Raw genomic sequence first — 12,057 nt, forward strand, 5'->3', positions numbered from 1 at the left:
AGATGAAACAGACTGAAGACTTTACACAGGATACAGTAACTGATGAAATGAACGTTGCCGGCGAACCTGACGTGACGGTAGAAAGCGCTGAAGACGTAGCTGCTACTGAAGCAAAAGCGGCAGGTGAGACAGTAACAGCCGAAGCTGATGCCGTGAAAGATGCATTGGCGGAAGCGGAAAAAAGATTTGTTCGTTTGCAAGCCGACTTTGATAATTTCAAGCGACGCACATTGCAGGAAAAAGATCAATTGGCAGGTTTTGTAAAAGCGGATGTAATGAAAGATTTATTCTCCGTGCTGGATAATTTTGAACGAGCTTTACAGGCACCGACTAATGCCGAAACAAAAGCATTCCTTGACGGTTTCGTAATGATTCATCAGAACTTAATGGCTATGCTTAGCAAACACGGCTTAGCGGTAATTGATGCTGTAGGCAAACCGTTCGATCCGAATTATCATCAAGCAATCATGCGTGTGCCGTCTGATGAATATGAAGACGACACAGTTTGCGAAGTATTGCAAACCGGTTATACCGTAGATGGTAAGACGGTGCGTCCGGCCATGGTTAAAGTAGTACATAATGATTAATTTCGCCTAAGGCGTGCGATAGCGGAGGCATTCCAAGTGAGTGATCCGAGTCGCAGCTTACATTTGAAATTAACATGACAATAGATGGCATAAGATAAAAATAGGAGGTCATTTAAAATGGCAAAAGTAATTGGTATTGACTTAGGTACAACAAACTCTGTAGTCGCTGTAATGGAAGGCGGCGAACCGGTCGTTGTTACAAATCAGGAAGGTTCCCGTTTAACACCTTCCGTAGTAGGTTTTGCAAAAAATGGTGAACGTTTGGTAGGTCAGTTGGCAAAACGTCAGGCTGTATCCAATCCTGAAAAAACGATTTCTTCCATTAAACGTCACATGGGTAGTGACTACAAAGTAAAAATTGACGACAAACAATACACGCCGCAAGAAATTTCTGCCATGATTCTTCAGAAATTGAAAGCCGATGCAGAAGCCTATCTTGGTGAAACAGTAACTCAGGCCGTAATTACGGTACCTGCTTACTTCACCGACAGCCAACGTCAGGCTACTAAAGATGCGGGCGCTATTGCAGGCCTTGATGTTCTTCGTATCATCAACGAACCGACAGCAGCTGCTTTGGCTTACGGTGTAGATAAAGACGAAGAAGGTAAAGTACTCGTATTCGACCTTGGCGGTGGTACTTTCGACGTATCCATCCTTGAACTTGGCGACGGCGTATTTGAAGTAAAAGCTACCAGCGGTAACAACCACTTGGGCGGTGATGACTTCGACCAACGCATCATGGACTGGATGATTGCAGAATTCAAAAAAGATACGGGCATTGATTTGTCTCAGGACAAAATGGCGGATCAGCGTTTAAAAGAAGCTGCCGAAAAAGCTAAAATTGAATTGTCCGGCGTTATGAGCACGAACATTAACTTACCATTTATCACAGCTGATGCTACCGGTCCTAAACACTTGGACTTGACTTTGACTCGTGCCAAATTCGAAGAATTAACTCACGACTTAGTTGAAGCAACTATTGAACCTACTCGCAAAGCGTTGGCTGATTCCGGTCTCAGCGTAGGCGAAATCGATAAAATCTTACTCGTTGGTGGTTCTTCCCGTATTCCGGCTGTTCAAGAAGCTATCAAACGCGTTCTTGGCAAAGAACCTACCAAAAACGTTAACCCTGACGAATGTGTAGCCGTTGGTGCTGCTATCCAGGGCGGTGTACTTGTTGGTGAAGTTAAAGACGTATTACTTCTCGACGTAACTCCATTGTCCCTCGGTATCGAAACTTTGGGTGGTGTTTTCACACGCATTATCGATCGTAACACTACGATCCCTACATCCAAGAGCCAGGTATTCTCCACGGCAGCCGATAACCAACCGGCAGTAGATATTCACGTATTACAAGGTGAACGTGATTTTGCTGCTGACAACAAAACACTTGGTCGTTTTGAATTGACCGGTATTCCGGCAGCTCCACGTGGGGTACCTAAAATCGAAGTTACATTCAACATCGATGCTAACGGTATCGTTAACGTAAAAGCTAAAGATATGGGCACCGGCAAAGAACAAGCTATTACCATTACTTCTTCCGGCGGTTTACAACAGGACGAAATCGACCGCATGGTTAAAGAAGCAGAAGCACATGCAGCTGAAGATAAAGCTAAAAAAGAAGAAATCGAAGTTAAAAACAATGCCGATTCCTTAGTATACCAAGCTGAAAAAGCTGTTAAAGACTTCGAAGGTAAAGCCGATGCAGCAACTCTTGAACAAGTTACTAAAGCTAAAGATGCTTTGAAAGCCGCTATCGAATCCGGCAATGTAGAAGACATCAAAGCTAAGAGCGAAGAATTGACTAAACCATTGTACGAATTGTCCACTAAGATGTATGAACAAGCTCAGGCTGCTCAGCAGACTGCCGGTGATGCTCAGGGCGCGCAAGGTGCTCAAGGCGGCGCACAGCAGAATGATGATGTAGTTGATGCTGAATACACTGAAGTAAAAGACGATAAAAAAGACTAAGAGGACGGTAAGTAACTGATGGCGAAGGATTATTATGACGTCTTAGGGGTCGACAAAAACGCCTCTCAAGACGAAATAAAAAAAGCGTTTAGAAAAAAAGCGCGCCAATACCATCCTGACGTAAACCGCGACAATCCGAAAGAGGCGGAAGAAAAGTTTAAAGAAGCTAACGAAGCCTATGAAGTATTGTCTGATGAAACCAAACGTGCCCAATATGACCAGTACGGTCACGACGCCTTCACCCAAGGTGGCGGCGCCGGGGCCGGTGGTTTCGGCGGCTTTGGCGGTCAAGGCGGTTTTGGTGGGTTTGGCGGCCAGGCCGGCGGCTTTGGAGATATTTTTGACATGTTCTTCGGCGGTGGCGGTCAACAAAATAACGGTCCGCAAAAAGGTGACGATCTTCGTCATGATGTGGAAATCAGTTTTGAGGATGCCGCTTTCGGTCGTAAAATGACCATTGATGTACAGCGTCATGAAGAATGTAATCACTGTCACGGCACCGGCGGTGAACCGGGCAGTAAGGTAGAAACTTGTCCGCGTTGTCACGGCAGCGGTCAGGAAACAGTGGTACAAAATACACCATTCGGTCAGATGCGTTCCGCTCGTACATGCTCCGTTTGTCACGGTTCCGGTAAAAAGATTGAAAAACCTTGTAAGGTATGTCACGGCAGTGGTGAAACCGTGGGCCGTAAGAAGATTGAAATCAAAATTCCGGCCGGCGTTGACAGCGGCTCCCGTTTGCGCGTAGCCAATGAAGGCGAACCTGGCATTAAAGGCGGTCCTAAAGGTGACTTGTACGTATACATTTACGTAAGACCAAGTCGTGAGTTCGAACGTCAAGGCAACGAAGTAGTAAGCGAAGCTAAGATTTCGTTTGCTCAAGCTGCAATCGGTGCGACTATTATGGTCAACACCTTGGACGGCAAAGTTGAACTTAAAATTCCTGAAGGAACCCAGACCGGCACAATCTTCCGTTTGAAAGGCAAGGGGATTCCGTACTTACGTAACCCGAGCCAGCGCGGTGACCAACATGTTCGCGTAACGGTTGTAACACCTAAGAAGTTAAACCAGAAACAACGTGAACTCTTGGTACAATTTGCCAAAGAAGGCAAAGAAGATGTAACCGTGTTAAAAGAGAGCAAGAGCATTTTGGAAAAAATCGGTGATAAATTCAAAGATGCCTTATGTGGTGATTGAAAAGCTCGCCTGAACTTCTTGTTCGGGACCGGAGGTATATAATGAAATGGATAGAAATATCCGTTGCCATCGAAAGAGTAGTCATTGAAGAGGTGACTACTCTTTTTGATACATATAGCAGCAACGGCTTTATAGAAGAAGATATTCCGAATGAACCTGCTTGGGTGCAACTTACCTTGTATGGTGATGCTGAGAAAACGCCTAAAGAGTGGGAAGAATTAATTGCAGGGGCTCTAAAAACGGCTCAATTCACTTACAAGCACCTGTATGCCAAAGAAGTAACCGATACGGATTGGTATAACAATTGGCAACAGTATATTGAGCCGACTGAAATTTTACCGAATGTAGTAATCCGTCCGGCGTGGAAAGAATATACACCAAAAGGCAATGAGACAGTGCTGACCATTGATTCTGATTTATCTTTTGGTACCGGTGCTCATGAAACAACTAAAGCTTGTGCCGAATTAATGGCTAAATACGGTCAAAGTAAACAGACCTGTCTTGATATCGGTACCGGCACGGGGATTTTACTCCTCGTTGCTCATACCTTGGGAATTCCTAATCTGATTGGTATTGATATTGATGAAAATGCGGCTGAACAGGCTAAGCTTAATTGTGAAACGAATAAGGTAGCGGCCAAGATAATCTGTGGAGATTTAGCTAAGGATTTTGACGGTAAAGCGGATTTAATCATGGCCAACCTTACGGTAGATCCTTTAAAGATTCTATTGCCTACTATAAGCACCAAATTAGCCTCTGACGGCATTTTAATTATCAGCGGTATCATCGATGACCGTTACAATGAAATCATGCCGTATATCAAAGAACATTGGCAGATAGTGGAAGAAGTTGTCAAAGGGTCATGGCATACTTTGGCACTAAGACAATAAAGTAATGACGCAATGACGTTTTTGTGTAAAGTATCGTATGCAATCTCATTATCTTTCTTCGTAATGAATACTATAAAATTATAAGAATACAATTAAGCATCAAAACGCATTAAGAGTAATTTCTCGGTAATTCATGGTTAGGCTATGAATTCGCCGAGGGATTACTCTTTTTATGATATAATAATACATAGAATTATTTAGAAATAAGAGTTGAATTGTCGAGTTCCTTGATATATGATAATAAGGTTGATTCCGATAATTTAACGTATTTAACCTGTCATAGATTACTCACGAAAGGCTCAGATAATGAAAAAGATATTTATCGATGCTCCTTTAGATACAATGATAACGATACCGAAAGATACAACTCACCATCTCTTAACCGTGTTCCGACATAAGATGGAAAAGCCGGTTTTGGTTGGCGGCAGTGACGGTCGAACCGGTGTGTACCAAATACAGGACGTCGTAGACGGAGAAGCTTCCGCTAAGCTGGTAGGCGATATTCAGGACGAAAGTGTCAGCGAAGTTGAAGTGGTATTGGTACAGGGCTTTTTGAAAGCTGATAAATTGGAATGGGTTTTGCAAAAAACAACCGAACTCAATGTTCATTCCGTGTATGCTGTGCCCATGAAAAATTGTGTAGTACAATATAAAATGGACAAACTACCTCAAAAAGTTCAACGCTGGGAGAAAATCATGAAAGAGGCGGCCCAACAATGCGGTCGTTCTAAATTACCGGAATTCACGGCTGATATTACCTTAGCCGATGTTTTAGCGAGAGAACAAGCTAATGGCAGTCTTTTGTTGGTAGCTTATGAAAATGAGCATAGTTTGACCTTAAAAGCAGCTTTGGAACAAGCGGAATCGGAAGATGTGATTCAGCGTGTTGTTATTTTTATCGGGCCGGAAGGCGGTTTGAGCAACGATGAACTGACGCAATTTGAAGCAGCCGATGCCCGTGTGGTAACGTTAGGACAGACTATTTTGCGTGCCGAAACGGCTGCTGTAGGCGCTGTAAGTATGTTGCAATATGCACTAAATATGGACTAAACAGATTCTAAATTGGAACTGAATATGCTCTGAATTAGAACTAAATATGTTCAAAGTATGGACTAATATATTTTAATTTTTACTAGAGATGTTCTTAGTATGGACTTTTTTAGCATAATAGATAGGAGAATGAGCAAAAAGATATGAAAACAGTAGCATTCACTACCTTAGGCTGCCGTGTTAATCAGTATGACACGGATGCCATGCGTGGTTTATTTATACAAGGTGGCTATACGCCGGTAGATTTTGATGAAAAAGCGGATATTTACGTTATTAATACTTGTTCCGTTACGAACATGGGGGAACGAAAATCCCGCCAGTTGATTCGGAAAGCCAAGCGTACCAATGAAGATGCGTATATTATTGTTACCGGCTGCTATGCACAGCTTGCACCGGAAGCCATTGCCGCCATTGACGGTGTTAATCTCGTTATCGGTACGAATAACCGTCATCGCGTAGTAGAGTTGGTAGAACAGCTCGAATCTACAGAAAAACAAATCAGTATCGTGCGTAACATCATGGAACAGGCCACCTTTGAAGAAATGCCGCTTTACGGTAATGAAATCGACAAGGCGCGTGCTTTTATGAAAATCCAGGAAGGCTGTAACAACTACTGTACTTTTTGTATCATTCCGTACACCCGCGGTAAATTGAAATCCCGCCGCGTGGAAGATATTGTAAAAGAAGCTAAACGATTGGTAGAACATGGTTACCATGAAATTGTGTTGACTGGGATTCATCTCGGCAATTACGGCATCGAATTACCTGAAAAGCCTAATTTAGCCGGCGTTGTGAAGGCTTTGCTGGAGATTCCGGGCTTAGAACGTATTCGTTTGGGATCCATTGAATCGGTGGAAGTATCGGAAGAGTTGGTTGACTTAATGGCAAACGAACCGCGCTTCTGCACGCATTTGCATTTGCCGCTCCAAGCCGGTTCCGATCATATTTTAAAACTCATGAACCGTCATTATAATCTTCAGGAATTTAAAGATTTAATTGCCCGTTTACGCAGTCGTATTCCGGGCCTTGCCATTACGACCGATATAATTGCGGGCTTCCCGGGTGAAACGGACGAAGACTTCGAAGAAACGATGAAAACCGTGGAAGAAATAGGCTTCACCCATATTCATGCATTCCCGTATTCGAAGCGTGAAGGTACGCCGGCTGCTGCCATGGAAGATCAAGTTCCTGAAGCTGTTAAAAAGACGCGAGTGGCTCTTTTGAATAGTCTTGGACAAAAAGGTTTACAAAACTTTGCGGAACAAATGATTGGTAAACCGGCCGAAATCCTCATCGAACGTGAAGAGGACGGTTATTATCTGGGCTTTACGAATGAATATATTCACGGTAAAATAAAGAAAGGGACAACTGCACACGACGTAGGGACAATCATAGGCGGTACGGTTACTGCTTTTGACGGTGAAACCTTGATTATTGAATAATCGATTTTAGCATGTATACTATGATTATTGATGGTCATAATTATGATTGAACCGGCGAAGTTTTAGTGTAGGCAGTTATCAAATTTCAATCCGTGTTCTATAAAAGGAGCGATGACGCATGAGCGACGAATGTATTTTTTGTAAAATTATCAAAGGTGAAATTCCTTGCAACAAAGTATTGGAAAACGATAAATTTTTAGCTTTTCACGATATTAACCCGGTAACCAAGGTACATATTCTTGTGATTCCTAAAAATCACGTAGCCAACATCGCTCATTTGACTGATGAAAAAGCAGCTTATGTGGAAGGTATTTTGCTATTCATCAAAGAAGTAGCTAAAGAAGCGGGTCTTTCTGCCGATGGCTATCGTGTTGTATTCAATACCGGAGCTAAAGCAGGGCAGTCCGTATTCCACTTGCATGCTCACATTTTAGGTGGTCAGGAATTAGGTTGGCCTGAAATTTAACGAATAACAATCAAACTTGTAACCGGTATATGAATTTCAGACTTACATATCATGATTTTTTATACCGATTTATTGTAAAAAAGTTGCATAAATACAGTGCATAATGATGTTCAAATATTGACAAACATAGTGTCAAACATTATAATATCTTTATGTGCGTATAGTAAATACCTGCACTTCCATCGAATAATTGGAGGGAGGGATATAGATGTCTGAAATTAAAGTCGGTAAAAACGAAACGCTTGAAAGTGCTCTTCGCCGTTTTAAACGCTCCTGCCAAAAAGCGGGTGTTTTATCTGAAGTAAGAAAACGCGAACACTACGAAAAACCAAGCGTAAAAAGAAAGAAAAAATCTGAGGCTGCACGTAAGCGCAAATTCAGAGCGTAAGATTTATCTTGGAGGCACGGTATGTCCTTAAAAGAACAGTTAAAGGCGGACATGAAAGAAGCTATGAAAGCTCGCGAAGCGGGTAAAGTGGCCTTATCGGTAATCCGCATGGTTAACGGTGCAATTAAAAATACAGAAATTAACGAAAAGCGTGAGCTTAGCGATACAGATATACTGGGAATTTTGGCCAAAGAAATGAAAATGCGTCAAGATTCACTGGCTGAGTTTGAAAAAGGTCAGCGTGACGATCTCGTGGCCCAGACTAAAGAAGAAATGGAAATATTGAAGAAATATTTGCCGGCTCAACTGAGTGAAAGCGAGATTCGAACTATCGTAGTCAATGCTATCAGCAGCTTAACGGCACCTGTGAAAATGGGTGACGTAATGGGGAAGGTAATGCCTGAAACCAAAGGTAAAGCGGATGGCAAATTAGTTAATACGATTGTACGAGAAGAAATTGCAAAGGTTAACGGTTAACCTTTTGTTGACATACTAAAGTGAGTATGTTAATATACCCTTAAAGATAATATTAGGTCAATGAAGACCCCTTGAACATTGTTGTATGACAGTGTCGAGGGGTCTTTTTGCGTTTTTAGAAGGAGGAATTCTTATGGTAAACGAATTGTTGTATTACATCCCCGCAGGTCAGTATGGTAAAGAAGGGGTGCTTGCCCTATTGGAACAGCATCCGGAAATTAAATTCGTGTCCTTGGTAGGCGTAGATTTAGCCGGTAATGATACGGATGAAAAAATTCCTATCGCTATGTTCTTCGATGATTATGAATCATTCTTTGAAGGCCGTGCCGTACAGACTGACGGTTCCTCCGTTGTGTTGACCGGTATTGCTACCTTGAATAACGCCCGCGTAGATATTTGGGGCGATCCAAGCGTTAACTGGTTCATCGATTACAACTATGAAAACATCGACCCGGCTACAGGTTTACCAACCGGTACCCTTCGTATTCCGGCTTTCTTGATGCACAATGAACGTTATGTAGATTCCCGTTCTATTTTGAAAGAAACCTTGGACTTTGTTAAAGCTGAAGTGATGGCTCTTTTGAAAAACAACAAAGTTAAAGGCATGGAACATGTGAATGTGGATGACATTGCGGACTTAGTTTTCACAACCGCTACAGAATTGGAATTCTGGGTAAAAACACCATCCAAAGTAGTTAGCACCAAAGAATTATCCACCTCTCAAAAATTACAGGAACAATATTGGCAGCGTACTCACGGCACCGTTCGTACCGCTATGGAACAGGCCGTTGAAATGCTTGATGCGTATGGCTTAAACGCTGAAATGGGGCATAAAGAAGTAGGCGGCGTTAAAGGTAAAATCGACGATGAAGGCCATATGGATCATGTTTTGGAACAGCTTGAAATCGACTGGAAATACACCGGCAATCCATTACAGACTGCCGATAACGAATTACAAGCGCGTATCATCGTGCGTGAAGTATTCCGTGAAAACGGCCTTGACGTAACCTTCCAGGCAAAACCTATTATCGGCGTAGCCGGTTCCGGGGAACATACTCATTTCGGCTTGATGGCTAAAATGAAAAACGGCAAAATGGTTAACTTGTTCTCCCCTGAAGATATGAAAAAAGCCTTCTTGAGCCCACTCGGTATCGGCGCTATTATGGGCCTTCTTAAAAACTATGAAGTTATTAACCCATTTATCTCTTCCACAACCGACTCCTTAAATCGTTTAAAACCGGGCTTCGAAGCACCGATTTGTATCGTTACATCTTTAGGTAATCAGCCGGACGAACCAAGCCGTAACCGTACTATTCTCTGCGGTTTGATTCGCGATATCGGGAACCCTATGGCCACTCGTTTCGAACTTCGTTCGCCAAACCCTTACACCAACACCTATACAGCTATTGCGTTGATTTACTCCGCTGTGCTTGACGGTTTGCGCTATGTAATTACCTCCGGTAAAACTCCGGATGAATTATTGGCTGAATTGTCCAAGAATCCGGAAGATCCGGCAGATTACTTAGAAACAGGTCGTGCCTATCGTTCTGAAAAGAATGTATTTGAAGATTACACCGAAGAAGAACGTAACAGTCGCTACGGCATGCCACCGGCTACTGTTTGGGAAAACATCTTAGGCTTCAAAAACAATCCTGCAAAAGTGGAAGCTTTGGTTAACGGCGGTGCTTTTGCCAAAGACCTTATGGAATCTTTCATTGCCGGTATCTTGAACCGTTGGAAATTGGAATTAATCAATCGTTTGATTCCGGCCAACATCAACACTATCCGCGCTATGAAACCAATCCATGATGATGACGGTTTGGATATTTCCCGTTGGGAAGCTATTAACGAAATGCGTTACTATTTAGCGAAAGACACCGGTTCCAATACATCTTTATTCACTCGCATCGGTCACGCTATCGCTGAAGGTGACTATGATACAGCTTCTAAATTGCAGATGGAAATGAATGAAAAAATGCTTGATTTAGAAGCAAAATATGCGGAATATACACGTAATGTATTATAATATTCTTTTGCCGGCGCTGGGTTCGTATCCCTTAGGGCGTTAGCAAGAAGTATGTTAGTCGTTTGTTGCGACTTTCTATGAGAATCAACAATATATAGGAAAGCAATACAGGTCCTCTCGCAGTTCCGAGTTCTTACGAACAAAGTCGCTGCTTTGAGGACCTGTATTGTTTTCCTTAATAATAGTGCATCACCTTCAGTGAAAGTCGCAACTTTCTAAAATATCTCCTTGCAACACGCCCTAAGTTCTTGCGAACAAGGCGCCGGTCAGAAAGTATATGGGGACTGAGGGGGAGGACCTGTTTTGTTTCATTGTTCATAGTGCTTTTAACCTTATTAAAAGCGCAACAGAGCAATATCGATAGCGCTTTACGGATTCAAAAGAACAAGGCGCCGGTCAGAAAGAATATCGGGGCTGAGGGGGAGGACCTGTATTGTTTTCCTTAATAATAGTGCATCAACTTCAGTGAAAGTCGCAACATTCTAAAATATTTTCTTGCGATGCGCCCTAAGTTCTTGCGAACAAGGCGCCGGTCAGAAAGAATATCGAGGCTGAGGGAGAGGCGTTGGGCAAATAAAGGTTGCGGTGAAGTAGCATGATAAGCATTAGTAAAAGCAATATGGGGTCGGAGATAAATTGTTTTGAATTATTTTTCTGAATAACGTAAAATAGTAGTAAGTATTGGGTTGTACCGTATTCGTATTTGGCTCGGGATTAAGGAGAGTTCCGGGCTCACGTAATTGGAGGACAACATGAATAAAAATAGCTTTCCAACAGCTTTAACGATTGCCGGCACGGATCCGTCCGGTGGTGCCGGTATTATGGCGGATTTAAAGTCGTTTCAGGCCCGTCAGGTCTATGGCATGGCGGCTGTAACGAGTGTGGTGGCGCAGAATACAAAGGGCGTTCGCCTCATTCAAAATGTGGATTTGGAGATGCTTGAGGCACAATTGGCTTGTGTATTTGAAGATATTCCGCCATTGGCTTTAAAAACGGGCATGATTCCGAATGTAGATATGATGCGCATCATTCGTAAATATGTGGACGGCTCTGTGCCATATGTAATGGATCCGGTTATGGTGGCGACCAGCGGCGATCATCTCATCGATGCGCAGGCACGAGACCAATTTAAAGCGGAATTAATGCCGGTAGCCACATTGGTGACGCCTAATTTGTCGGAAACAGAATATTTGGTAGGTTTTGCCATTGAAAGCGAGTCTGATGTTAAAAAAGCAGCTCAGTTTGTTTTAAATGAAATGGGCCCTAAAGCCGTTATTATCAAAGGCGGCCATTTCGGCGAAACAGCGAAGGATTATCTGTATATTAAAGGTGAAAAACTCGTTACCTTTGAAAGTCCACGCTATGATACGCCAAACACCCATGGCACGGGTTGCACGTTCTCCGCTGTCATCACGGCGGAACTTGCTAAAGGTAAATCTTTGGTAGAGGCCGTTGGCATCGGCAAGGATTTTATCAGTAAAGCCATCAAAGAAAATCCGGGACTCGGCAAAGGTCACGGCCCGGTAAATCACATGGTCATCGTGTGAGATGAAGCTGATTTTA

General features: G+C 42.9%; 11 protein-coding genes. All 11 read left to right on the plus strand.

Features of this window, described 5'->3' with window-relative positions; genetic code table 11:
* Positions 1–2: 2 nt before the first annotated feature.
* The 11 genes from grpE (at position 3) to thiD (ending at position 12,041) form a co-directional block, all read left to right on the plus strand.
* Positions 3–587, plus strand: a complete 585-nt coding sequence (gene grpE, locus CCC71_RS06740) for a nucleotide exchange factor GrpE (protein ID WP_021842077.1) — start codon at positions 3–5, stop codon at positions 585–587.
* A 117-nt stretch (positions 588–704) separates the two neighbouring features.
* Positions 705–2,558: a molecular chaperone DnaK gene (gene dnaK / locus CCC71_RS06745; protein ID WP_021842078.1), complete on the plus strand. Its 1,854-nt coding sequence runs from the start codon at positions 705–707 to the stop codon at positions 2,556–2,558.
* 18 nt (positions 2,559–2,576) lie between these two features.
* A complete protein-coding gene (gene dnaJ, locus CCC71_RS06750) occupies positions 2,577–3,755 on the plus strand; it encodes a molecular chaperone DnaJ (protein ID WP_021842079.1) in 1,179 nt (392 codons plus the stop codon).
* A gap of 41 nt (positions 3,756–3,796) precedes the next feature.
* On the plus strand, positions 3,797–4,645 hold the full coding sequence (locus CCC71_RS06755; protein ID WP_021842080.1) for a 50S ribosomal protein L11 methyltransferase: 849 nt from the start codon (positions 3,797–3,799) through the stop codon (positions 4,643–4,645).
* A gap of 342 nt (positions 4,646–4,987) precedes the next feature.
* Complete coding sequence (locus CCC71_RS06760; protein ID WP_295247717.1) at positions 4,988–5,695, plus strand: RsmE family RNA methyltransferase; 708 nt, start codon at positions 4,988–4,990, stop codon at positions 5,693–5,695.
* 143 nt (positions 5,696–5,838) lie between these two features.
* Positions 5,839–7,137 (plus strand): tRNA (N(6)-L-threonylcarbamoyladenosine(37)-C(2))-methylthiotransferase MtaB, encoded by a 1,299-nt coding sequence (gene mtaB / locus CCC71_RS06765; RefSeq protein WP_021842082.1) that lies wholly within the window; start codon positions 5,839–5,841, stop codon positions 7,135–7,137.
* Between the two features lie 118 nt (positions 7,138–7,255).
* Positions 7,256–7,603 carry a histidine triad nucleotide-binding protein gene (locus CCC71_RS06770; protein ID WP_296333342.1) on the plus strand — a complete coding sequence of 116 codons (348 nt, stop codon included), beginning with the start codon at positions 7,256–7,258 and terminating at the stop codon, positions 7,601–7,603.
* Positions 7,604–7,811: 208 nt separating this feature from the next.
* Positions 7,812–7,991, plus strand: a complete 180-nt coding sequence (gene rpsU, locus CCC71_RS06775; RefSeq protein ID WP_004695751.1) for a 30S ribosomal protein S21 — start codon at positions 7,812–7,814, stop codon at positions 7,989–7,991.
* Between the two features lie 21 nt (positions 7,992–8,012).
* Positions 8,013–8,468 (plus strand): GatB/YqeY domain-containing protein, encoded by a 456-nt coding sequence (locus tag CCC71_RS06780; protein WP_021842084.1) that lies wholly within the window; start codon positions 8,013–8,015, stop codon positions 8,466–8,468.
* Between the two features lie 133 nt (positions 8,469–8,601).
* A complete protein-coding gene (locus CCC71_RS06785; RefSeq protein WP_295241357.1) occupies positions 8,602–10,494 on the plus strand; it encodes a type I glutamate--ammonia ligase in 1,893 nt (630 codons plus the stop codon).
* Between the two features lie 752 nt (positions 10,495–11,246).
* Positions 11,247–12,041 carry a bifunctional hydroxymethylpyrimidine kinase/phosphomethylpyrimidine kinase gene (gene thiD / locus CCC71_RS06790; protein ID WP_021842086.1) on the plus strand — a complete coding sequence of 265 codons (795 nt, stop codon included), beginning with the start codon at positions 11,247–11,249 and terminating at the stop codon, positions 12,039–12,041.
* Positions 12,042–12,057: the final 16 nt, after the last annotated feature.

It is taken from the genome of Veillonella sp. LMAG:90 (assembly GCF_008679445.1).
Classification (GTDB): domain Bacteria; phylum Bacillota; class Negativicutes; order Veillonellales; family Veillonellaceae; genus Veillonella_A.